The organism is Gemmatimonadaceae bacterium (genome assembly GCA_036003045.1).
Lineage (GTDB): Bacteria > Gemmatimonadota > Gemmatimonadetes > Gemmatimonadales > Gemmatimonadaceae > JAQBQB01.
Genome location: DASYSS010000065.1, coordinates 44,414 through 68,561, shown reverse-complemented (window position 1 = coordinate 68,561; position 24,148 = coordinate 44,414). Strand labels below are relative to the sequence as shown.

Genomic DNA, 24,148 nt, shown 5'->3' with positions numbered 1-24,148 from the left:
ATGCCTGACGCAGATCAGGACCGGTCGTCCGCCGGCGGTATCGGAGGAGGCAGTGTTCTCGCAGTTCACGCGGACGAAGTCGGCGCGCACGCAATGTCGCACAACGCCCTACGCAAGCCTGCGTCGCCGAGCGTGACGGACGCGCGGCGCGCCGCGGCCGAGGTGTGTACGGATCTTCGAGCCGGCGAGTTGCTCGACCTCGCCTTCGACCGCCGCACGACGCGCCTCGACGGACGCGATCGGCGCTGGGCGCGCGAACTGCTCTACGGCATGCTGCGCCGGCGCGCGTGGATCGACGCGCACCTCGACGCGCGCGTGCGCGGCGGCATCGCGCGACTCGACGCGGATCTCCTCGATCTTCTTCGACTCGGCGCGGCGCAGCTACTGTACATGGAAAGCGTCCCCGCGTACGCGGCGATCGCGCAGACCGTCGAGCTGGCGAAGCAGCGCCACGGGATCGGCGCGAGCAAGCTCGCGAATGCCGTGCTTCGTCGTCTCGATCGCGAACACGAAGCGCTGTCGCTTCCCGTTTTGACGGAGATGCCAAGCGCGCTCGCGCTGTCCGGCTCGCACCCGCGGTGGCTCGTCGCGCGGTGGCTCGAGCGCTTCGGCGCCGACGAGACCCGCCGCTTGCTCGACGCGAACAACCGCGAGGCGCCGCTCATCGCGCGGCCGTACCACGTCGTGCGCGAGCAGCTGGAAGCCATGCTCGAGACGGCCGGAATCCGCGTCGACGACGCGCCGCTCGTTCGTGACAGCATTCTTCTGTCGAGCCCGGTTTCGTCACTCACTGAACTGGGCGCGTTTCGGCAGGGACTGTTTCACATCCAGGATCCGGCCTCAACGCTCGTCGCGCAGTACGCTTGCGCGCCGACCGGCGCCGTCGTCGCCGATCTCTGCGCCGCGCCGGGCGGTAAGTCGATCGAGATGTCGCGCGCTGCTTCACGGGTCTTCGCGAGCGACTTGTCGTTCGCGCGCCTGCAGCGCGTGCTCGACAACGCGCATCGCCTCGAGATTCCGACGCTTGGCGCGTACGTCGCCGACGCGCGGAACCCGGCGATCCGGCCGGTAGACTTGGTGCTCGTCGACGTGCCGTGCACGGGCACGGGGACGTTCCGCCGGCACCCCGACGCGCGCTGGCGGCTCAAGATCTCCGACATCGCGGTCATGGCATCACTGCAGCGCTCGATTCTCCGCTCGGCGGCATCCGTCGTTCGCCCCGGAGGACTGCTCGTCTACAGCACGTGCTCGCTCGAACCCGAAGAGAACGACGAGCAGATCGACCGCTTCCTGTCCGAGCACCCCGGCTGGCGACTCGACCCTCCGCCCGAGGGCGTCGTGCCCGCTTCCGTGCTCGATCGCGGACGTCTTCGCGTGCTGCCTCAGGTGCACGGCGCGGACGGCGCGTTTGCCGCGCGATTGCGGAACGTCGGCGGCAACATCGGTGTCGAAGCTGGAGCGGGGACGGGGCAAGCCGAGTGAGCGTTCGGATCGTCCCGTCCATCCTCAGCGCGGATTTCGCGCGTCTGGGGGAACAAATTGCGACAGTGGTTGCGGGCGGCGCCGACGGGATTCATATCGACGTCATGGACGGGCGCTTCGTCCCCAACATCACGTACGGCGCGAAGGTGATCGAGACGGTACGCAAACTCACGACGCTGCCCTTGGACGTGCATCTCATGGTCGTCGAACCGGAGAAGTTTTTCGACGACTTCGCGTCGGCCGGCGCGACCGGCATGACCGTGCACACCGAGGTTTCGCCGCATTTGCACCGGCAGCTCGATCGCATTCGCGAGCTCGGATGCCGAGCCGGCGCGGCGATCAATCCGTCGACGCCGCTCAGCGCCGTGAGTGAAGTGCTCCCCGAGCTCGACCTGCTGCTCGTCATGACGGTGAACCCCGGCTATGGCGCGCAGCGCTTCATTTCGTACTCGGTGGACAAGGTGCGCCGCGCGCGCGCGATGCTCGCCGAAGCGCGCAGCAAGGCCGCGCTCGAGGTAGACGGCGGCATCGGACGCGACACGATTCACGCCGTGTGGGAAGCGGGCGCAGACACGTTCGTCGCCGGCAACGCGGTCTTCTGCGCGCCCGATCCGAAGGCGGAGATCGCCAAGCTCCGGGCGCTCTGCGGAGTGACCGTATGACCGCGCGCAAGCAGTGGACGATCGTCGGCCTCGTCGTCGTGGTGCTCGCGGCGGGGCTGGCCGTCGCGTCCAATGTTTTGCGCGAGCAGCTCTTTCCGGTCACCGAAGGCTCCGACGCTCCGAACTTCCGCGCGAAGGTGCTGGGCGAAAATCGCTACAAGACGCTCGCCGACTACAAGGGACAGGTCGTTCTGCTCAACATCTGGGCGACGTGGTGCGGTCCGTGCCAGGTGGAAATCCCAAGCCTGCAGAAGCTTTATCAAGCATACGGCGACAAGGGACTCAAGCTCGTGGCTGTCAGCATCGACGACTACGTCGGCGAAGACTCGATTCGCGCTTTCGCCAAACATTTCGGCGTGACCTTCGAGGTTCTGCACGACTCGACGCACTCGATCGAGCGCGCCTATCAGGCCACGGGCTATCCGGAGACGTTCATCATTGGACGCGAGGGATCGATCCGCCGGAAGTGGATCGGACCGGACGACTGGAACTCGACCGGCAACCGCGCGCTGATCGCGCAGCTGCTCGGCTTGCAAGAACCCAAGACCGTCGCGAACGGCGGCGATCGCTGAACGGGAGGCGCGCGCTCGATGTCCGACGTCGCGCCAGGTAACTCATCGTCGCGGACGTCCGGCTCGCTGCAACGCCGCGTCACGGCCGCGTTCACGCAGCAGCTTGGCCTCAAGGGAATGGCGGTGCTCGTCTCCGTCGTCCTCTGGTTCGTCGTGAACGCGAAAGAACCGCAGATCGCGCTCGTGGCGGTGCGATTCTCACCGCAACTCGACAGCTCGCTCGTGCTGCGTGATCCCGTGCCCAATTTGCAAGCGCTCGTCGCCGGCTCGCCCAAGGAGCTCATCAAGCTCACGTCGAACCCGCCGGCCATTCGCCGGCCGATCGGCGCGGATTCGCCGGACACCGTCGTCGTCGACCTGCGTCCCGACGACGTGACGCTGCCCGACGGCGTGGACGCTGTCGTGCGCGACGTCGAGCCGCGCAGCATCACACTCCGCTTCGAGTCCACCGCGAGCCGCAGAGTGCCGATCGTCTCGGCGCTGTCGGTGAACGCGACCGGCGTCGTGGGCCCGATCGCGACGCGATTCGATCCGGAGAGCGTGCAGGTCTCGGGGCCGCGCCAGCGGGTCGCGCAGGTGCGCGCGGTGCAGACGATCAAGGCCGTCATCACTTTCCCGGACTCGGTGCCGCACTTGGTCGACGTCGACACGACCGGTTTCGGCACTCTGCGCGTGAAGCCGTCGCAGGTGAAGGTTCTGATCGTGGGCCCGATGCCCATACCGCCCGTCGTGCCGGCGACGCCGCACAAGTGATGCGAGTCCTCGGAATCGAAACGTCGTGCGACGAGACGTCGGCGGCGGTCCTCGAGGGCGCCGGCGACGACGCGCGCATCCGTTCCCTCGTGATCCTCTCGCAAGACGTGCATCGAATATTTGGCGGCGTCGTACCGGAGATCGCGTCACGCGCGCACCTCACGGCGATCGTGCCTGTCGTCGAGCAAGCCCTTGCCGACTCGGGCATGGGCTCGAACGACGTTGACGCCGTCGCGGTGACCAACGCACCAGGCCTCGTCGGTGCGCTCTTGGTCGGCGTGGCCTTCGGCAAGGCGTTCGCGTTCGCGCGGCGCGTTCCGGTGATCGGCGTGCACCACATGGAAGGACATCTCTTCGCGACGGCGCTCGAAAACGCCGCCGCGGTTCCACCGTTTACCGCGTTGCTCGTCTCCGGCGGACACACGCTGCTCATCGACGTCGAGGCGTGGGGCCGCTACCGATTGCTCGGCCGCACGCGCGACGACGCGGCCGGCGAAGCGTTCGACAAGGTTGCCAAGCTTCTCGGGCTCCCCTATCCTGGGGGACCTCACGTCGAGCGCATCGCGGCGCTCGCCACGACTTCACGCGCCAACGATGGTGGCGGGACGGGCGGCGCGTTACGGTTCGCGAGGCCGATGTTGCGTCGCGACCAACGTCCCGGGGACGCCGAGTATTATGACGTGTCGTTCAGCGGGCTCAAGACCGCCGTGCTCAACGCCGTGAAATCGTCGCCACCCGCGTCCGAGGCGGAGCGCGCGCCGATCGCGCGGGCGTTTCAGGATGCCGTCGTCGACACGCTCGTCCAGAAGACGGCGCGCGCGGCGACGGCCTATGGACGGCGCCGCGTGGTGCTCGGCGGCGGCGTGGCGTGCAACGGCGCGCTCGTCGCCGCGATGCGGGAACGTTTCGCCCGCGACGGTGTCGATGTGTTCGCCCCGACTCCGCGTCTCGCGACGGACAACGCCGCGATGATCGCGCGCGCGGGCCTCTTCCATCTCGAGCGCGGCGAACGCTCGGGACTCGACCTCAACGCGTTCGCCGCTTCGCCCATTCCCGGACTCGTCGCCGCATGATTTCGAACTTCATGATCCGCGCCGCCGGACCGTACATCCATCATCCGTTCACGTTCAGCGTGTTCGGATTTTCGTTCACCGGCTTCGGGATCGCGGTGCTGCTCGCGTTTCTCATCGCGCAGATGGTCTCCGAGCGCGAGCTGGCGCGCCGCGGGCGCGACAAGGAATCCGCGGCGGTGAGCGACGTTCTGTTCGCCGCGCTCCTCGGCACGCTGATCGGCGCGAAGCTCTACTACGTGGTCGTCGTCACGCACAACTGGCGCGACCTGCTCGGCCGCGGGGGATTCGTCTTCTGGGGCGGCTTCATCGGCGCCGTCGCGCTCTGCGCGGCGACGATCCGCTACAAAAAGCTGTCGTTTGTCCGCTTCGCCGACGTCGCGGGGATCGCGATCGCCGCGGGTTACGCCGTCGGACGCACGGGCTGTTGGGCCGTCGGCGACGACTACGGCCGGCCGTACACCGGCCCGCTCGCCGTCGCGTTCCCCGAAGGCACGCCGCCGTCGACGGCGTTCGAGATGCAGCGCGTATTCAACACGCCGATCCAGCCCGGCACCGACCCGTCGACAGTCTTGTCGGTCTATCCGACGCAACTTCTCGAGGTCGCGCTGGGCATGATCATGTTCGGCATCCTCTGGCGCCTACGCAATCACAAGCACGCCGAGGGCTGGCTCTTCGGCGTCTACTGCGTGCTGGCCGGCCTCGAGCGATTCGTCGTCGAGTTCCTGCGCGCCAAGGACGACCGCTTCTCGTGGGCATTCGGGTTGAGCATGGCTCAGCTGATCGCTCTAGCGATCACTCTGGTCGGGGTCCTGATCATGACCGCCCGCTCTCGGACCGGGGTCGGCCGGCCGGGCATCAGCGAGGTTCCGGTGCCTGCGTGAAGTGACGCGGCGTAGGTCTCTTTTGGAGTAAGCTCCGCGCGCCGCGTGGAGCTTACTGATTGGAACGGCAACAGCTTTCTTGAACTGCAACAGGATTTCGCGGATTACCGCGGATTTGCGCGGAAACGACAGCAGCAAGGCTCTTTTATACCGCAACAAGAGCGTTTGCTCTTGCCGCGAAGTCCGGGTTAATCCGCGAAATCTGCAGTTCAGAGCGACGTACAGGCAGGACTAGCCAAAATGAACGCCCCCGGAGCGCGCGAAACCGCGCCGGCAAAACGAACAACTACTCGCGCGGCACTCCGCTACGATCGCGCTCGAGGGATGCGACGCGGGAGGTGAGGCGCTCGACTTGGGCGGTGAGTGACGCGATGTCGGCGACGACTTCGCCGGCGGGCGCGGCCTCGCGCGGCACGGTGGGGAGCGCGACGGAGCGCTTCGGCCAGAACGTCTTGGCGACGGCGAAGACGAACAAACCGAGCAGCACGAGCTGCGCGAGCACCGTCTCCCAGGTCGGATAGAAGCCGAGCCACTCGATCGTCGGAAAGCCGCGCAGCACGTTGATCGGAATGACGCCGCCTTCCTGCAGCTCGTGCACGCCCTTCCCCACGAAGACGAACGCCATGTAGTAGAGCAGAACGCTCGTCACGCTGAAGAACGGGCGCAGCGGAATCTTGACGCCGAAGCGATAGAACAGCGTGAAGATGACGACGAGCGCCGCGGCGCCGGCGAGGAGTCCGAGGCCGATGGGCAGCGCGACGTTCGAGCCTTCATTGAACAGCGCCTGGTAGAACAGCGCCGTCTCGGCGCCCTCGCGATACACGGCGAGGAACGCGACGAACGCGAGCGCGCGCCCGCCGCCGTGCTCCAGGGCGCTCGTGACCTTCTCGCGGATGAACGCCTGCCACTTGGCCGCTTCGACGCGCGAGATCAGCCAATAGCTCACCGAGAACAACACGGCCACGGCAAGCAGCAGCGTGCCCCCTTCTATGATCTCCTGGGTCGCCGGCAGCGCGCGAAGCGTGGTGCGCAGTACGATCGCCGTCAGTCCGCTCGCCAGCAGGCCAAGCACGATCCCCCACCAGATCGACCGCAGCCGCTCGCGGTGCCCCGTCTTGAGCAGGAACGCCACGACCGCGCCGATCACGAGGATCGCCTCGAACCCTTCGCGGACGATGATGAGGAAGCTCTGAAGGAACGCCTCCGACCCGCTGCCGGGCGGTTGTGTGAGCTCGACGACGCGCTCCATGTTCACGTCGATCGCGTCGCGCGCGTGCTCGGCGCCCTCGATGTCGTTCGCCTGGATCGACGCCTTGAAGTCGCCGAACAGCTTCTCCATCGACGCGACGACGCCCGGATTGCGCGCCCGCGCCGGCGTTTCGATCGGTTCGAACGCGAGGTACGCGTCGAACGCGCGATCGCCCGCGTCCACCCACCGGCCGTTGCGCGCCGCGGTCAATGACTGGTCGAGCAGCGAGATGGAGACCTTCGACGCCGCGGCCGGGCTCGAAGCGCTCGCGGCCTGCCCGCTGTCGCTCTGCGCCGCCGCGGCGATGGTTCGCTGGCGGCTGGGCAGCGTCCGGATGTACGCGACGACGCTCTGCACCTGCTTGTCGGTGAACCCTGAAGCGGGGGGCATCGGCGTGCCTGGAAGTCCGGCGCGAACGGCGGCCGCCAACTGTGAGTCGCTGCGCTCGACCTGCCACGCGAACGATCCCAACTCGCTCGGCGCTTTGCTCAAGGTCCTCGCCATCGCGCCGTCGCCGAGCCCGGCGGAGCCGTGGCACTCGACGCACCCCTGCGCGTACAGACCCTCGCCTTCGGCCACCTGCTGCGGCGATGCGTGCAGCGATCCAATGTACGCGACGATGTTCCAGCGCTGTTCGGCGGTGAGCTGCGGCGAGAACGACGGCATCGCGGTGCCGGTCACACCCACGGAGATCTTGCGGAACATCATCGCCGGCGCGACGTCGGCAACCGTGGTCGCGTTGCCAATGGCCGGCGGCTTGGGATTGATCGTCGCCGCCGCGGGTCCGTCTCCCATCCCGCGCGGCCCGTGACACGACGCGCAATTCGCGGCGAAGAGTTTCTCGCCGGCTCCGATGTCGAGCGGGCGAGCCGGAAGTTCGAGCGCGGCTTCGCTGCCGAGCGAAGACGCGAAGCGGTTGGCCAGCGCGTTCAGCTCCGAAGGCGGACGCCTCGCCGTGACGGCGAGGATGATCGAATCGAGCAGCGGTGTCGCGGTGGCGAGTCGATCGCTTGGCAGACGCGACATGGCCGCTCGCGCATCGCGCAGAAATCCGACGGTTTCGTCGTATTCGTCGCGCGACGTCAGCCGCCCCTTCTGGTCAACGCCCTTGCCGTATTCCTCGACGGCCACGCTCACGATGTTCGCGACCCGCTGGGTCGGGCGCTCCTGCTGCGCGCCGAGGGCGCGTGCGCCGAGCGCGGCGGACATCGTAAGGGCCGCCCCGGTCAACAACCCCGACGCGGCCCGGCCAAAGTTGATTCCGAGCCTCATTGCCGACTGAATATATCGGGATTCCGGAAGGGCGTGTAGACCACGAAATACAAATCGTTTAGGTGGCTTTCCGCAGTCAGGGTTTTGCCGTCACCCCACCCCGTTCACCCGTCGGCGGAACGCTCCAAGATCACCACGGCGACTGCGGTGGCCGAGCTGTGGGTGAGCGACACATGGACCCGCTCGGCCCCAAGCTCGGCGAGGCGCTCCGCCGCGCGGCCGTAGAAGCGGAGCTCGGGCGATCCGTCGTCCCGGCTCACGACCTCGACGTCGCGCCAGCCGATGCCCCGCGCCAACTCGTTTCCTGAAAGCGCCTTGTAGGCCGCCTCCTTGGCCGCCAGACGCACCGCCATGTGCTGCGCGGGCTGCGGCTTCGTCGCGAGATAGGCGCGCTCGACGTCGCCGAACAATCGCTCGAGCATTCGCTCGGGCTTGTCGGCGAACATTCGCTCGGCGCGCGAGATGTCCACGGCGTCGATGCCGAGGCCGACGATCATGAACGAGCGCGCGGAGCAGGGGGAGAAGCAACGCGGCTCGCCGACGCGTGCGCCGCGTCGAGCGCTTCGTCGAGCGCGACCCACACGCGGTCGGCCGCTTCGAAGACGTTGCGGAGCGAGAGCGCCCACGTGCGCCAGATGCGGATTTCGTCGGCATGCGCTTGCGCCTCTGACGCGCGTTCGCCGAGCGCGCGAAGCGCGGCTTGGAGGGGCTCCGTCGAATCCACCAACTCAGCTTCCAGCGCTCGCCGCGCGGGTCCGTTCTGCGCGAAACGTTCGTTGGCGAATTTCCGCAGAGCCTCATCGACGGCGCGGGTCAGCGTCGCGGTCTCGAACGCGGCGATCGTCTCGACGGCCGACGAGGTCTTCGATGCCGCGCGGCGCGCGTCGACGAGCGGCGCGAAGAACTTTTGTTGATCGGCGGCCGCGTTCGGGCGCCGTCCCCGCTGGCCGCGGCGCGAGCCGAACGTCCGCAGCGTTCGCGTCAGTTCCGGAAGCACGAAGCATCGCGCCACGATCTCCTGGTGCAGCTTCGCGGCGTCTCCACTCGTCAGCGCGACCTGACGCCCGTCGCGCACCGACACGACCACCTCGTCGCCTTCGATCGCGAGACCGTCGATTGCCGAAATCGGTATGCGGAGCAAGCGCTCGGCGCCGCTCGGCCTCGCGATGACCGTGAGCACGTCGTCGTCGACCGTGGCGGTGGCCTCGCCCAGGTCGGCGCGACCCACGCGCGCGGCATTCACCGCGATCGTTCCCCTCGGCGTCTCGGCCATGTCGGAAAATGTACTTGCCGGGTGGGTCACTCAGCCGCCGACGATGGTCCGGACGACCGCGTTCGTGTCGGAGAGGTCTTCGAACGCTTCGTCCGCGCCGAAGCCGCGGAGCTCGTCCACCGAGTAGTAGCCTGTCGCGACGCCGATGGTGAGCGCGCCTACCGCCCGCCCGCACTCGACATCGGCCGGCGTGTCGCCGATGACCACGACGTCATTGCCTTCCATGGTGAACCCGAGCTCGTCGCGCGCCCGGCGTTGAGCGACTGCCGGGAGCTCGACGCGAAGCTCGTGGTCCGAGCCATAGGCACCCACGCGAAAACGGTCCGGATCGAGGCCGCCGGCGCGAAGCTTGGCCGCCGCGCCCGCCGCGAGATTTCCCGTGACGAGTCCGAGAACGATGTCCGCCCGCTCCTCGAGCGCGTCGAGCAGATCTGCCACGCCGGGCATCAGCCGGACGGCGGTCGACGGTTGATCGAGCTCTTCGTGCAGAAAATCGACGTAGCGGTCCAGCAAGAGAGCCATGCGCGCGTCGATGTGGTCGTCGGCGTGGCCTTCCATGCGCATCAGCTCGCGGACGATCTGCGGATCGGTCTTTCCGTCGAACCGGTGCTCGAGTCGTCCGGGCGCGCCGAATACTTCGGCGAGCGCGCGGTGCACGGCGCGCTTTCCAGCGCCGCTCGTGAGCAGGATCGTTCCGTCGATGTCGAAGAGAACGAGCTTCACGTATCGACTGGGACGCGCGTGAGGAGCAAACCGCCGACGATGCAACCGGTGCCGACCCCTTGCCACCACGTCGGTTGTTCGCCGAGCAGCCACCACGCCATGAGCACCGCGACGACCGGCTGCAAGTTGGAGTACATCGCCGTTCGCGTCGGTCCGATCACGCGCACTCCGCGGTACCAGAACAGGTAGGCGACGACGAGCGCGAAGATTCCGCTGTAGAGAATCGCCGACCATCCCTTCACGGGAAGTTGCGCCCAATTCGTCGCGGCGATCCGAGTGAACGCGAGCAGAAACAACGGAACCGCGCCGCCGACCATCGTGAAGGCGGCTACGTGCAGCCCGGAGAGATGCTCGGTGTACGGCTTGAGCAACACCGTGTAGAACGCCCAGCAGAGCGATCCAAGCAGCACGAGCAAATCGCCGATGATCGTCGCGTCGCCCGCGGTGCCGTTCGTCGTGCCGAGGACGACGAACGCGATGCCGCCGATCGACATGACGATGCCCATCACTCCGCGCCTGTTGATCCGCTCGACACCGAGCATGCGGCCGACGATCGCGATGAACGCCGGCGACGCGGCGATGACGAGCCCGGCGTCGCTGGCGCGCGTCCGCGCGACGCCTTCGACGAAGAAGACCTGGTACACGCCGTTCCCCAGCACGCCGAGCGCGAGCAGGATCGCGATCTCCCGGGCGGGCGGGAGCGGCGCTCGGCTCGCCATTGCGATCGCGAAAAGCAGCATGCCGGCGAGCAGAACGCGAACGCCGTTGTAGGCGAGCGGGTCGATGAGCGACGTCCCGAACTTCACGACCGAGAAGTTCACGCCCCAGATGATCGCGACGAGCACGAGCGATGCATCCGTGAGCCACACGCCGCCGCCCGGCCGCGCCGTGTCGGCGCGTCCGGGCAATATCGATTCTGTCGCGGCGTCGCCTGCGCTAGAGCCCATGTCAAGAAAACTAGGCGTGCGGGCTTTGGCCTGTCTATGTTGTTGAATGCGCGTTGCGTTCGCCCTATTCGCCGATGCGGCGAATCTCTCGCAAGAAGGAAAGCTCAACGTCCTGGGCGTGTTCGACGCGCTGCAGGTCGCGGCGCTGCCGGCCGTCCATCCGCGGGCGAATCTCGTCGTCCACATGAAGGGGAGCGGGGCCGACGTCGGCGCGCATACGGTCTCCTTCCGCTGGCTCAGCCCCAACGGAGCGGAGCTCTGGCGAAGCCAGGGCGACCTCAACGTCGGCCCGCCGCCGCCGGGCGTCCTCGAGATGGACTTGCCTCTCATCGCCCAATTCGACCTGCCGATGGACTCCCCGGGCGGCTATACGATGGCGATCGCGGTCGACGACCAACCGACGATCGACGTCGGCGTGCAGGTTCGCTCGTCGACTCCGCTCGTGGCGAACGGCTTGGTCAGTTAGACTACGCGTCGCGCGAACAGAAAGCGCTTTCGCATCAGCACGGCGTACGCGTCTTTCCGATCGGAGAGGCGCTCGATGGAATAACCGCCGCGCCCCAGTCCGAGATGGACCATCCGTTTTTCGCCTGCCGCGATGCCGACATGGGTGACGCGCTTGTCCTCGCGATCCGAGAAGAAAAGCAGATCGGCGGTCTCGAGGGCCGTGGGATCCGTGCCCGCGTCGTCTCCGATCTGCGCCTGTTGTGAGGCGTCGCGCGGGAGTTGCTTGCCGTGCAACGCGAACACGGTTTGCACGAAACCCGAACAGTCCGCGCCCCACGGGGTGACGCCGCCCCACAGATAGCTCGTACCGGCGAAGAACGTCTGCGCGCTGGCCGCGATCGCGCTTGGCTCGAGCGGGAATCGCGCCGCGCGCCGCGTCGATTCGATCACCTCGCCAGACGTCAGCGTCTCATCTGGAGCGAGAAACGCCCGGAGCGGAAGCACACGGCTCACCCCGGAAGCGGTTTTCGTCGAACAGCCGAGTGAAACGCGCGTGATTCGACGGCTCTGCCGCGTGGTGGTGGCCGGCGCTTTGGCGAGGAACCCGCTGTGGATCCAGCCCTCGTATCCGTCGGTGCCGCGGACGCGCGCCCAGTCGGCTTCCTCCGCAAGAGCGTCGACGCGGTGGCCGGCGAGCTGCTGCGAGACCATCGCGCTCGAGATGCGCGGCTCGGCGTGCATCGGCGCGACGGGCGCGCGAATGATCGCGCCGTAGAGAACCGCGTCGCGGCGGTTGGACGACTCAGGCATGCGCGTCGGCGAGACCGGGTATTCCCTCGCGTCCGCGCGCGCAACGCACCGCTCGCTCGATCGCGTGCTCCAACGCGGCGACGGCGAGCGATTCGATGACGAGCGCCTCGACCCGTGAGACCTCGTCCTCGAACGGCGAGAGCGCGAACACGATGTCGCCGTCGAACGACGACCCGCTCGGCGTGATCCGGCGGAACATCGCGGCGCTCGCCGCGCGCGCGAGCTGGGTGAGCGTGTTCGACGAAAGCGGAACGCTCGCCGCCACGACGGCCAGCGTGGTGTTCTGCGCGCCGAGGTCATCGAACTTGCTCAACGATCGAATGTCGCCCGACGCGAGGACGCGGGGCGTGTCGGCGAATCCACCGCTCGGCCGCCGGGCGCCGGCGATGATCTGCCCTCGCTCGTCTCGCACGTCGCCGAACGCGTTTACGACGACCATCGCGCCGACGGACAGATCGTTCGACGCCGTCGATTCGATCGCGCAGCCGAAACCGCCCTTCATACACCACGCGGGGCCGGCGACCTTGCCGACCGTCGTCCCCGTCCCCGCGCCGACCGATCCCTCGGACACTCCTTCGCTGCGCGCCGTGTCGGCCGCGGCGTAGGCCATGTCCGCGGTCGGGCGCGCGTCGAACCGCCCGAGTGGCGCGAGGTCGAACACCACCGCCGCCGGGACGATCGGAACGACACCAGGCCCGACGGGATGTCCGCGGCCGCGCTCTTCCATCCATCGCATCACGCCGGAGGCCGCATCGAGACCGTACGCGGATCCGCCCGTGAGCAAAACGGCATCGACGCGTCCGTCGACATGATGATCCGCCGACGCCGCCGCGATCTCTCGGCTACCCGTCGCTCGACCCACGACGCAGACACCGGCGCGCAGCGGTTTCTTCACGCCGCGAATGACGGTCAACCCCGTGGCGCCGCGCTCGTCGCTCGCATGACCAATCGCGATGCCGAGGCGGCCGAAATCGACTGACGCGCTCACTGCACTCGCTTGGGCTGTTCCCCGCCGGTGCCGCCGGCGTCTCGCTTGGCCTGACACGCTTTGCAGCGAGTCACGCCGCGCAAGTCACACAGGATGCACAGGAAAGTGCCGCAATCCACGCACGGATAACCTTCCGACGCGCGCTCTTCGTGGCCGCACGCCCGGCAGGTCATTGCGTCGCGCTCTTTGATGCTCATGCTTTCAAGATAGCGCTGTCAACTCGGCTCGGCGGCGAGGACGACGGCCGCCAGCTCATCGAACAGGAAGGGCTTGCCGACCACCTCGCACCCCGTCGACTCCAACACTGCGCGCGCGGCGTCGCTCTGCGTATCGCCGGTCACGAACACGACTTTCGCCGGCGCACGCCCCTCCTTGTCCAACTGGCGCAGAATCGCGTCGCCGGTCGCGTCCGGGAGGCGAAGATCGAGCAGCAGCACGTCGTACGTCGCGTTGCGGGCACGGCTCAACCCTTCGGCGCCGCTCGCCGCTACGTCGACGACATGCCCCAACGAGCGAAAGAAGATGGACACGGCATGTCGTATCGCCTGCTCGTCGTCCACGACGAGCAACCGCTTCATTCCCGGCACGACGGCGACCGGCTCGCTGCCGCCGGTCGGCGTGGACGTCGGCGGTGCCGCGTAAGGCAACTCGATCTCGAACGTCGCGCCGGACCCCGGGCGGGACTCGACGCGAATCTTTCCGCCGTGCTCGCGTACGATTCCATCGGAGATCGAGAGACCCAACCCCGTTCCTTCTCCAACAGGCTTGGTCGTAAAAAACGGATTGAAGATTCGCGACAGATTCTCCGGCGGAACGCCGGGGCCCGAATCGGTCACCGACACGACGAGCTGGTCTCCGCGGCGCGACGTGCTGACCGTGATGCGCTTTTCGCCCGACCAGCTCGAGAGCGCGTGTTCCGCGTTGGTCACGAGGTTCAGCACCACTTGCTGGAGCTGAAAAGCGTCGGCCCACGTGAGCGGCAAGTCCGGATCGAGGCGCGCTTCGATCTCGACTTGCGCGGTGCGCAGCGCGTAGCGCCGAAGCTCGAGCGTGTCGTGCACGACGCGGTTCAGGTCGGCGATCGTGCGCTCGGGTTGATGTTGGCGCGCGAACGTCAGGAGGTTCGCGACGATCTTGGCGGCGCGCTTCGACTCCTGGTTGATCGCGTCGATCGCTTCTCGATCGGGCGGCGCGTCCGGCGGCGCCGCGAGCAGCAGCTGCGCGAACGCCATCACGCTCGCCAGTGGGTTGTTCAGCTCGTGCGCGACGCCGCTCACCAGCTCGCCGACCGCCGCCAGTTTTTCCTGTTGCACCAACTGTTCGGTGAGGCGCCGCTCGTCGGTGACGTCGCGGACGATGCCGAGCATGCCCGTCACGACTCCGCCCTCAGTGAGCGGCGTAACGGTCAATGAGCAGTGCCGCACTTCGCCGGACGCGTTCGCGTAACGGAGCTGGCCGCGCGGGAACTCGCCGGCGAGCGCCGCGCCAAGTGCGACCTGCGCTTCCGTCTGATCCCGCGGGTCGATCAGCGACATCACCGGCAGCCCGACCAACTCGCCGCGCCCCTTCCCCGTCGCTTCTTCGAGCGAACGGTTGACCGCGGTCAGCCGTCCCGCGGCATCCGCCGTGAAGATCGCATCCGATGCCGACTCGACCAGCTGCGTGTATCGGATTTCCGATCTCTCGAGCGCGCGGTCGCGCTCGCGCTCGTCGGTGATGTCGCGCGCGACACCGAGGATGCCGATGACCTGCGATCCGTGCCGGATCGGAGAGTTCGTCACCGACGCCAGTCGAGTGGTGCCGTCCGGTCGGACGAACAAGCACTGGTAGCCGCGCGCTTGACCGAGGAGCGCGGCCTTGAATTGCTCCTTCACCATCCCCGTGTCCGCGGACGAGACGAAAGGAAGCGGGCTGCGCGCCAACAGGTCGGCGCGGTCGCGGCCGAGAAGCTCGCACGTCGCGCCGTTCACCGACGTGAAGGCGCCGTGCGGATCGAGCGTGTAGATCGCGTCTGTCGCCGTCTCGAACAGGTTTCTGTATCGCGCCTCGGACTGCGCGACCGCTTCGCGCGCACGACGCTCGTCTTCGACCGCCTGACGGTACCGGTCGGCGGCGCCCTGAGCGTCCTCGTAGAGTCGCGCGTTCGTCACCGCGAGCGCGACCTGATCGGCGAGCCGCTCGAGAACGACGGCGTCGTCCTGAGAGAATGGACGCTCCCGGTTGATCACCGACAGAGCGCCGATTCCGCCGCTGCTCGAAAAGAGCGGAGCGATCAGGGCCCGCTCCACGTTCGCCGCGATGCGCGTCGGCGTGTACACGTCGGGAACGTCGGTACTGTTGTAGATGAGCGGCCGCCGCTCGATGATGGCTCGGCCCGTCAGGCTCGAACCGAGCGGCAGCGGCGCGCCGACGAGACACTCGCCAGCGCCGAGTCCGGCGACGACGACAAGCTGCTGGTCGCGTACGAGGCTGATCGTCGCGCCCTCGGCGTGGAGGAGCGCCATCGAATGGCGCAGCCCGAGCGTCAGCACGTCGTCCAGGCGAAGCGAGCCGCTCACCGCGCGTGCAATGTCGGAAAACGCCTCGCCGCGCACGCGCTGCCGCTCGCTTTCCGCGTAGAGCCGCGCGTTCTCGATGATCGACGCCACCTGCTGCGCGAATAGCTCGACGGTGCGGACGCGGTCCGCGGTCGGCGCGGCGCCGTCGAGCGGCTCGCCCAGTACCAGCGTACCCAGAGCCGCGCCGCCCGCGGCGCGCAACGGCACGAGAAGATCGTTCGACGCGAGGATGATCGAGTGGCTGATCCGACGGGCCACCTGATCGGCCGGCGGCATCACGAAGTCGTAGTGCGTCTCGACGCGGCCGTAGCCGATTCGCTTGATGGCGCTCTCGAGAATCGTGATGCGGTGCTCGAGCGAGCGAGCCCGTTCGACCTCGACGAGAGCTTCGTGGAGAAGAAAGAGCTGGTTGCGCTCGCGGAGCAGTCGCGCGACCGTCGCGAGCGGCGCTTGCTCCACCGCCCTCAGGCGGTGCGCGGGAGTGGGTAGGGGAGCCACCGCGTCAGCGCGGAACGAGCAGGCGAACCGCCAGCGGCTCGATGGTGGCATCGAACGGAGTCGTGCCCATCACGTCTCCGTCCGCCTGCCAAAGCCGCGGCGGATCCGTCTCGACTCGAATGTGTCTGCCCGCGACGTACAGCATGCACGGATCGTCCGCGAAGTCGCGGAAAACCATGCGGCGCACGATGCGCAGCGCGTCGCGCATCGAGTTCGGTGAAAAGAGGCAGGCGTCGAGCATCCCATCATCGGGGCGGATCTCCGGACCGAGCACCAGGCGCTCGCCGAGCACCGCGCCGACGTTGGCGATCATCACCATCGCGACGCGCCTCTCGTGAACCACACCATCGACCGTGATTCGGGCGGTAAAGAAGTCACCCCGACCCACGGTACGCAGCGCGGCGCGCGCGCCCATGATCGTATAGGCGAGTACACCCAATCGACGCTTGAGCCAGCCCGGCGTTTCAGCGATCATGGCCGCGTCGATCCCGACCCCCGCGGCCACTGAAAAGCCGCCGCCGGAGCTCAGCCGGCCGAGATCGACCCGCCGCTCCGTTCCGTCGAGGAGCGCGGGGACCGCCCGCGATACCGAAAGCGGTATTCCAAAGGCGCGCGCCACGAGATTCCCCGTGCCTCCCGCCAGCACGCCGACCGGGGTGTCGCTGGTGTGGGACGCGAGCGCGGCGGCGACTTCCATGACTGTCCCGTCTCCACCGACCACGAAAACGGCGTCATAGGCGTGGGCGTGGCTCGCCGCGAGCTCCGCCGCATGGCCCGGCCGTTCGGTGAAGACGAGGTCGCAGTCGATCGAACGTTGGATCAGCTCGCGCTGGGCGTGGCCGGCGAGCCGTCTTCCGCGTCGCGACGCCGGATTCGCGATGACAATCGCGCTCTTGATCAGAAGCGGAAGGTGTGGTGCAACGAGAAGCTGAAGTTCTGCGGCTGGGGCACGATGCCGATGATGCTCTGCCCGCCCGAGCAGGTTCGCGCGGTCGTCGACGGATCGACCGCGATCTGGGTCGAGAATTCCGGCTTGAAGCGGTACTCGACCTTGGCGCCGACGCCCGACAGCAGGTTCGATTGGGTGAACTGCGGATCGAACTGGCAGAGACCCGTGTTCAGGCTGAGGAACATCTTGTCGGCGAACTGCTTCTCGACGCCGACCGTGGCGCCGTAGAGGTACTGCTGGAAGCTGCTCGACGTCTGCCCCTGCAGTTGCTGCGTTCCGCTGCCGAGCTCGAATCGGAAGTCGACCCACGGCCCGACGAGCTGTCGCAGGTTGTTGGCCGCGTAAGCGCTGAGCGTAGGCCCGAAGAACTGCGCGAGGGCCTCGCTCTTTTGCGCGTTGAGCTCGAAGCCCGGTTGGCCGGTCACGAGGTAGCTCACGAGGTCCGATTGCGAGATCGCGTAGTCGGCGTTGCTGGTGAAGGTGATCTCCGGATACGGGATCAACGGTCCGCGTAAATGGACGATCACGCCGAGGTCTCGATCGCGATACTGCTTCACGTTGTACTGGCCGGCGATGTCCAGCGTCGGATTCTCCGCGTCACCCGTGAAGTTCACGGTGCCGTCGGACAGAACGTCGAATTGACGCTGGGCCAGACCGAGGTCGAGCGTGTAGCTGCCGCCGATCGTTCGCAGCGTGCCCTCGAGTCCGAACTTCGGAATCAGCTGATTGGTCGAAGCGAGCATCCGGCTCGCGCGCGCCGTCGATTTCACGACATTCAACGATCCGGCCAGACGGACGTCCGCTTCTTTCGATTTGAGGCGGACGTCGCTGCCGAGTGCAACCGTTAAGTTGGGGTCCAGATTCTGGGCCAGTATCGATAGCCCGGCGCGTCCGCCGACCACGGTTTCGGGATTGAAGTCCGTGATCAGCTCCTCGTTAGTCTGGACCTTGCGCGCGAGGTCCCGGTCGGCGAGGAAGATCGCGCTCCGGTCGACCTGAAGCGCCCCAGTGAGCCTGGCCGAATTCAAACTCCCGGCGATTCGAATCGAGTCGAGGCCCAGACCAGTGTCAGTGAGGTACACGTCGGCGACGCTGCGCTTGTTGAATGCATGGAACTGCTTCAATCCGACCGCGATCCGGAACGACGGCGACGGGGCCGGCTTGAGCGGATCGGGCTTCGTGAGAAGGAAACGCGCGACGTTTTTGGCCCAGCCGTCCACCACGATCTGGCCACGCTCCATTCCCCGTTGCACCGCCGGAGAGAAGGCGCTGCACTTGGAAAGCGACAGACTGTCCCCTGCCGTGAGGTCGCCCGCGCCCGACAACGAGCACTGTATGTCCGTGAGTTGAACGCCGAGCTGCTGTAGCGTCGCGGATCCGTTTTGGATGGCCACGCCTCTCACGCAACCCAAGACGGCGGACCCGCACATGACGGTGTCTCTGAAAACCGGCACGCTCGGCGTTCCGCCGATGATGATCGCTCCGCGCAACGTCCCGGTGACCTGATTGAACGACCGTGACGCGAGCTGCACGATCGACAGATCCGTCGCCGGAACCTGGATCAGGCCGCTCATCGGAGCGTTTCGCATCTTGAGGCTGAACAGCTTGAAGTCGATCGGCAGCTTGAGGCCTAGCGTCAGCGTCGTTGCGCCCTTGCTCACGACCGCGAGGCTCACGTCTGCGTCTTGGTCGTGCAGTTGGCTGTTCAGCGTCAGTCGGTCCAGCGTCACACCGTTATGCCGCAAGCCGCTGATTTGCGCTTCGCCCGTGAGAGTCGGATGCTCGCGCGTCCCGCCCAGCGTCGCGTCCACCCGGCCCAGGCCGCCGACACTGTCCGCGAACTGTTCGATGACGCCAATGTCGTCCAGCGGAAGATTCACCGCACGCACGCGTCCGTTGACGTTCCCCGCGTTCGGCACGTCGCCGCTCAGTGCGACCGACGCGGTGTCCCGATTGCGCAGGATCAGTGAGTCTAACCGCGTGCCGACGCTATCACGTTGCAGCAGAGCGGGACCGGCGAGTCGCCACTCGTCCTTGCCGACAACCATGTCCAGCGAAGTGAGTCCCAGCGACCACGCGTTCTTGAGCAACGTCCAGGTTCCGCCCGCCACGCCGAGCGGCCCGTTGTGGCTCTGCGCGCCGACCGTGAAGCGCGCGTGCGAGGCATCTTCGGCGATCAGAGTTCCGCCGAGCGTGTCGAGCGCGACGCCGGCGAGCGTGAGCGAATCCGCGCTCAGCGTCAGCCGGCCGGAGGGCGCGTCTGGAAGGTTCGCGAGGTCGAAGCCCAACGTGACCGAACGGCTCCGGTCCTTGTTTCGGTACAACTGATTTCCGGTCAACGTGCCGGCGAGGCGAAGCGAGTCCATGCGGCCCTGCAAGAAGCCTCGAACCCTCAGGTCACCGGACAACGAATCCGGTGGGGCGGTCGAATCGGCAATCGAGACGTAGCGCCGCAGCCCGCCGAGCGAGTCGGCAGTGAACTGGAACGCGAGCGAATCCGCGCGTCCCTTCGGCAGACCGATCGATCCGCTCGCTTCCAACGTCCCGGCGCTCGTTTCGACCAGCAGGCTGTCGATGCGCATGCGCCCGTCACCGAACGTTGCGCGCGCGCGGGACGGATAGATCGTGATGCTGTCGAACGTCGTGCGCTCGATCGCGAGCCCCGCCGTGCCGGTGAGCAGCGTCGCGTTCTTACCGTTCACGTCCACCTCGTAATGCCCGCTGAACGCCCCCTTCGGGCCCTCGGCTTTCGCCAGCAGCCTTGACGGATTCAACGCGCTGAACTGTCCGTGTCCGCGCGCGCCGAGGCCGCCCACGGAATCGAGGTCGACGCGACCGTCGTAGCTGAACGTGCCCGCGTCGCCGGCGAGCGTCGTCGCGAGCGCCAGGTCGGGAGATTGCCCCTGAGCCTTGATCGGTCCGCTCATCAATCCGCGCAGGGAGTTCGGATACGAGCGCGCGAGCATCGTCAGCGACAACGGCCGCGCGTCGAGCGTCACGTCGTACGTCATGAACGGATCGCCGTACGTGATGCGGCCGTTCCCGGTCAAATGCGACGGTTCACCCGGCCCGTCCTGATGGTAGACGTCGGCGCCGGAGAAGCGGACGTCGAGCCACGACGAGTCGAGCGTCGCCGTGCCGTTCACGGTGCCGCCGAGTCGCGGAAACGCTGGGTAGAGATATTCGATCGAGCGCAGGTCCACCGACGTTGCGTTCACGTCGAAGTGATGAAACGCGGTGAACGCCGGGAAGAGGATGTCGAGCTCGCCCTTGCCGGTCGCATGCGAAGTCGCGCCCGGAACGTGAGCGTCGTGGAAAGTGACGTCCGACTGGTCGACGACGAAATGCGTAAGCGGGCCGCCGCGCCCCTTCACCGTTCCATAGAGTTGGCCGCGCCAATCCACCGGGAACGGCTTCTGGTTGATGTAGCGCACGAAATCGAAGTCGACCGGATCGCCTTTCAGATCGACGTTCCGCACGAGCAGGACCGGTGCACCGATGCCGAACCACATCGAGCCCGTGACGTGCGACCCCGTCGTCTTGACGTCCATGTTGCTCAACCGGAAATCCAGAATCTGCATGTTCTGCGGATCGTTCCGGATCGCGAGGTCGACGGATCCGCCGCCCGTCGTCGGCAGCGGAGGATAGACCCAATTCACGTCCTCGAGCGCGACCTGATTGCCGTGGATGATGATGTCGTAGCGCACCGGCAGGTCGCTTCCCCACCACACTTTGCCCGCGCCGCGCCCGCTCGACGCCGGTAGCTCGAAGTGCGGCGACTGAAACCAGACGGAGTCGCCTTGCAGCCGTACGTCGCCGACGACGTTGCGGTATTTGAAGGTCGGCTCGAGCTCGTCGGCCGAGAGCGTCGCGATCTTGAACTCCCGCCCGTACTTCACGTCGCTGTCCGGATCGGAGAGGCGGGCGTGAGAGATGAGACCATTGATGTTGCGCCACTCGTACAGCCGCCCATAGCCGTCGTACGTCTGGGTCACGGCTCTCGCGGGATTGGCGAGTGTGACGCGGATCACGCTGTCGCGGCGCGCCCCCTTCAACGAATCGTCGGGCTGCCAACGCATCGTCAGCAGAAAGGTCGCGTCGCGGAGCCTCACCGAGTCGGCGACGATGTAGTTGCCCCAGCCGCGCGTGGTCTCGTCTTTCTTCGCCGGCGCCGGCGACGGGGCGCTGGCGAAGATCTTCTTGAAGTTCCAGCTGTAGTCGTTGTGCTGGACGATGTGGACGTACGGATGCTCGATCGTCGCGCGGCGAATGAGCGCCCGCGCGTCGAAGATGTCGCGCGGATTGTAGTCGAGCGTGATCCGACCGGTGCTGAGGAACAGCTCCCCGCGCTCGTCGCGGATCGCGACGCTGTCGATCGTCAGCTGGTTGAGGAAGCTGCCGCTGAGGTGTCCGAGATAGACCTTTCCGCCCTTGATCCCCCGCTCGATCAACGGCTGGGCGAACGACCGCACGTACTCGCGCCCGCGGTACGTGCGCGTGAAGAAGAGCACCCCGGACACCGCGAGGAGCCCGAGGAAGACCAGGACGCCAGCCGCCACGAGGGCGACGAGACTGCGGCGCTTCATGCCTGAGTCAGAAGCTCGTTACGATCGAGAAGGTTTTCGTCAGCCGTTGAAAGAAGCTTGCTGGACGCGGCGGCGCGAATATCCCAGGGCACTTCGCCTGAGTCGCCTCACTGCCGCTTATCGTCACTGGGACGGGTGGCGCCCCGGGTGGCGTCACACATATGAGCGGCGCCGCCCCTGTGAGGGGATCGACCGGCGATGCGAAGTACACAGGCCCCTGCTGATTCGGGTAGGGATTGTACCCCAGATTGATCTGAATGGGGCCGATCGGCGACGAGATCCGGAACCCCAGCCCAGGCGTCACGAAGATGGGGCGCGCCAGGTGAAAATTGTTGACGTTGGGCACCTCGGTCCACACTTGGCCGCCGTCCACGAACGGAACGTATTGGAGTAGATCCGGGAAGAATGGATCGCGTATCCGCATTTCGACGTTGAAGACAAACATCGCGTTGCCGCCCAGCGGCTGGGGGCGGCTGACGCTCGCATTGGGATTCTTGAGCACGTACGCCAGCGTCTTCGAAGACCGGTCTGGTGCAACCGCGATCGTATCGATGTTGAACTGGTCCGAACCCACCAGATAGACGACCGGACCGAGGAGGTTCTGCCCGAAGCCGCGCACGCTGTTCGGTCCGCCGGCGAACAGGCGCTCCTGATAGGGCGGTAGTTTCGAGCCCGTCGTATCGTTCGTCGCCGAGATCAGTCCGCCGCTGATTCGCCCCGCCAACACCACGCGCTTCGAGAGCGATTTGTAGGCGGACATGTCGAGAGTGCCCTTGGCGAACTGCTGCGACGGATCCGACCCGATCACCGGCGCCGCGCCGCGCAGCTCGCCTCCGATGATGTAGCCGCTCTTCGGTTCTACCCGGTCGTCGACCCGAGTTCGTTGCAGCGAGACGCTCGCGATCGCGAGCCGCAACGTTCGCTCGAACTGGTCCTGCTCCTCCGTCGTGCATGCGAAGAATTCAGCGCAGAGCACCGCCGGCTGCGCTTGCGTCTTTCCATACTCCAGCGTGTAGCCGACGCGCAGGGGCATCCCTTCGCCGATGAGGCGGGTTGCCGATACGGCGCCGCCGACGTAGGTCGTCCGGAGATAGGCGAGATACTCGCCTCGCCGTTCGGTATACGCCGTGTAGGACGGAACCCAGTGCGTACCAAACAGCGTCGGCTGACTGACCGTCGCGCCGAGATAGTAGTTGACCTTCTTGCTCGCGAGACTGTCCTGGTCGAGATAAGGGCGATAGCAGAGGTTGCGGGTCGCCGGCGAGGCGAGCGGGCTGCCGTAACCGATTTTCGAGAGGCGCCCCGAGAGCTCCAGACGCCGCGCATCGTCCAGAAAATTCTTGTTGGTGTACTGCGCGTTGAACCGGAAGCAATCCAGCGTCGCCCACGCCTCGTCCTGGTCGTACTGGCGCATCAAGTCCTCGCGCAGGTTGACCTGGACGTCGGTGAGGGTGTCCGAGAGGCTGTCCTTCGCGGTGCGAGCGGCGGCCGGCGCGCTGCCGTCCGCGACCGCGGCGGTTTGACTCGTCGTGTCGATGCCGACGTGCTTGAACGTGCCGAGGTTGTAGAGGTTGCGCTGCGCGTTCACGAGCGCATCGTCGCTGTACCGGTCGCCAGACGAGAAGCCGAGCAGGTGACGCACGACGGCCGTGTCGATCTCGGGCGGTCCGCCGGACTGCGACGTGCTCTCGATCCGAATGGTGCCGAAGCGAGTGCGCACACCGGGCGCGACCTCGAGTCGGACCTCGGCCCGATGATCGTCCAAATGCGTGGTGAACTGCGGAAAGACCTGCGCGTTCGGATAGCCGGAGTTGTGGAGTCGCGAAACGATCGTCGTCATGTCCGACACCATGTTCAGCCGTCCGACCCGTTCACCGACCTTGAGCTGAAGGTCTTTGGTGAGCTTCGACGAATCGGGAATCGCGGAAAGTCCGGCGATCTCGAGCGAGTCGAGCAGCAGGGGCCGACCCTCGTTGATCCGAAAGGTCACGTCGACGACGCCGCGTCCGACGATCGTGACCGCGGTATCGACCTTCGTGTCGTAGAAACCGTTCGCTTTGTAGAAAAGCTTGATGGCGTCGGTGTCCGGTCCCAGTCCGTTGACGGGGTAGCAGCGCGCCGTGCCGATGATTCGAAAATGGCGCTTGGCGAACGACGACGCGGTGGTCACGACATAGGCCGACAGCGCGTCGGCGCTAAATGTCTTATTGCCGACGAAGTGCAGCGACCGCACCTGACGGTCGCCCTCCTCGCACTCCTGCGCGCGGGCGCGAGTCGGCCAAAGCATCGCGAGGGACACGAGAGCGACGGCGACGCAAACGCGGGTCGCCGAAACGACTTTGGGATCGCCCTGTGTATGAATGCCGTTCACTGCCCCTCGTGAGGTCCGGCCGTGGCCGGCCGGGGAAGCGATCATCATGGACAC

At 66.8% G+C, this 24,148-nt stretch carries 18 protein-coding genes; 7 read left to right on the top strand and 11 right to left on the bottom strand.

The window, feature by feature from the left end; all coding sequences use genetic code 11:
* The 6 genes from rsmB to VGQ44_16540 are packed head-to-tail and all read left to right on the top strand — an operon-like array spanning position 1 to position 5,423.
* The gene (rsmB, locus tag VGQ44_16565; GenBank protein HEV8448445.1) at positions 1-1,482 is read left to right on the top strand and encodes a 16S rRNA (cytosine(967)-C(5))-methyltransferase RsmB; all 1,482 of its coding nucleotides are present in this window, start codon (positions 1-3) and stop codon (positions 1,480-1,482) included.
* Positions 1,479-2,144, top strand: coding sequence for a ribulose-phosphate 3-epimerase (rpe, locus tag VGQ44_16560; GenBank protein ID HEV8448444.1), 666 nt, complete (start codon positions 1,479-1,481; stop codon positions 2,142-2,144). The genes rsmB and rpe overlap by 4 nt, the downstream gene beginning before the upstream one ends.
* Positions 2,141-2,716 carry a TlpA disulfide reductase family protein gene (locus VGQ44_16555; GenBank protein HEV8448443.1) on the top strand — a complete coding sequence of 192 codons (576 nt, stop codon included), beginning with the start codon at positions 2,141-2,143 and terminating at the stop codon, positions 2,714-2,716. The genes rpe and VGQ44_16555 overlap by 4 nt, the downstream gene beginning before the upstream one ends.
* A gap of 18 nt (positions 2,717-2,734) precedes the next feature.
* Positions 2,735-3,469: a hypothetical protein gene (locus VGQ44_16550; GenBank protein HEV8448442.1), complete on the top strand. Its 735-nt coding sequence runs from the start codon at positions 2,735-2,737 to the stop codon at positions 3,467-3,469.
* On the top strand, positions 3,469-4,542 hold the full coding sequence (gene tsaD / locus VGQ44_16545) for a tRNA (adenosine(37)-N6)-threonylcarbamoyltransferase complex transferase subunit TsaD (GenBank protein HEV8448441.1): 1,074 nt from the start codon (positions 3,469-3,471) through the stop codon (positions 4,540-4,542). The genes VGQ44_16550 and tsaD overlap by 1 nt, the downstream gene beginning before the upstream one ends.
* Positions 4,539-5,423 (top strand): prolipoprotein diacylglyceryl transferase family protein, encoded by an 885-nt coding sequence (locus tag VGQ44_16540; protein HEV8448440.1) that lies wholly within the window; start codon positions 4,539-4,541, stop codon positions 5,421-5,423. Before tsaD ends, VGQ44_16540 begins: the two co-directional genes overlap by 4 nt.
* 286 nt (positions 5,424-5,709) lie before the next feature.
* Here VGQ44_16540 and VGQ44_16535 read toward each other — a convergent pair whose 3' ends face one another.
* From VGQ44_16535 to VGQ44_16515, 5 genes are all read right to left on the bottom strand, one after another.
* Complete coding sequence (locus VGQ44_16535) at positions 5,710-7,944, bottom strand: cytochrome c/FTR1 family iron permease (protein HEV8448439.1); 2,235 nt, start codon at positions 7,942-7,944, stop codon at positions 5,710-5,712.
* A gap of 104 nt (positions 7,945-8,048) precedes the next feature.
* Complete coding sequence (gene acpS / locus VGQ44_16530) at positions 8,049-8,441, bottom strand: holo-ACP synthase (GenBank protein HEV8448438.1); 393 nt, start codon at positions 8,439-8,441, stop codon at positions 8,049-8,051.
* Positions 8,438-9,217, bottom strand: a complete 780-nt coding sequence (locus VGQ44_16525) for a hypothetical protein (GenBank protein ID HEV8448437.1) — start codon at positions 9,215-9,217, stop codon at positions 8,438-8,440. The genes acpS and VGQ44_16525 overlap by 4 nt, the downstream gene beginning before the upstream one ends.
* 30 nt (positions 9,218-9,247) lie before the next feature.
* The gene (locus tag VGQ44_16520; protein ID HEV8448436.1) at positions 9,248-9,940 is read right to left on the bottom strand and encodes an HAD family hydrolase; all 693 of its coding nucleotides are present in this window, start codon (positions 9,938-9,940) and stop codon (positions 9,248-9,250) included.
* Positions 9,937-10,887 (bottom strand): EamA family transporter, encoded by a 951-nt coding sequence (locus VGQ44_16515; protein ID HEV8448435.1) that lies wholly within the window; start codon positions 10,885-10,887, stop codon positions 9,937-9,939. The genes VGQ44_16520 and VGQ44_16515 overlap by 4 nt, the downstream gene beginning before the upstream one ends.
* Before the next feature lie 46 nt (positions 10,888-10,933).
* Here VGQ44_16515 and VGQ44_16510 point away from each other — a divergent pair, with 46 nt between their 5' ends.
* Positions 10,934-11,353, top strand: a complete 420-nt coding sequence (locus VGQ44_16510; GenBank protein ID HEV8448434.1) for a hypothetical protein — start codon at positions 10,934-10,936, stop codon at positions 11,351-11,353.
* Here the strand turns inward: VGQ44_16510 and VGQ44_16505 are convergent.
* The 6 genes from VGQ44_16505 to VGQ44_16480 form a co-directional block, all read right to left on the bottom strand.
* Positions 11,350-12,144 (bottom strand): NlpC/P60 family protein, encoded by a 795-nt coding sequence (locus tag VGQ44_16505; GenBank protein ID HEV8448433.1) that lies wholly within the window; start codon positions 12,142-12,144, stop codon positions 11,350-11,352. The two genes, VGQ44_16510 and VGQ44_16505, sit on opposite strands and share 4 nt — an antisense overlap.
* Positions 12,137-13,132, bottom strand: a complete 996-nt coding sequence (locus VGQ44_16500; GenBank protein HEV8448432.1) for a P1 family peptidase — start codon at positions 13,130-13,132, stop codon at positions 12,137-12,139. The genes VGQ44_16505 and VGQ44_16500 overlap by 8 nt, the downstream gene beginning before the upstream one ends.
* A gap of 215 nt (positions 13,133-13,347) precedes the next feature.
* Positions 13,348-16,188, bottom strand: coding sequence for a PAS domain S-box protein (locus tag VGQ44_16495; protein HEV8448431.1), 2,841 nt, complete (start codon positions 16,186-16,188; stop codon positions 13,348-13,350).
* 4 nt (positions 16,189-16,192) lie between these two features.
* Positions 16,193-17,068 (bottom strand): diacylglycerol kinase family protein, encoded by an 876-nt coding sequence (locus VGQ44_16490; protein HEV8448430.1) that lies wholly within the window; start codon positions 17,066-17,068, stop codon positions 16,193-16,195.
* Positions 17,069-17,085: 17 nt separating this feature from the next.
* Positions 17,086-21,723: a translocation/assembly module TamB domain-containing protein gene (locus VGQ44_16485; protein HEV8448429.1), complete on the bottom strand. Its 4,638-nt coding sequence runs from the start codon at positions 21,721-21,723 to the stop codon at positions 17,086-17,088.
* A 7-nt stretch (positions 21,724-21,730) separates the two neighbouring features.
* On the bottom strand, positions 21,731-24,094 hold the full coding sequence (locus VGQ44_16480) for a BamA/TamA family outer membrane protein (GenBank protein HEV8448428.1): 2,364 nt from the start codon (positions 24,092-24,094) through the stop codon (positions 21,731-21,733).
* Positions 24,095-24,148 lie beyond the last annotated feature (54 nt).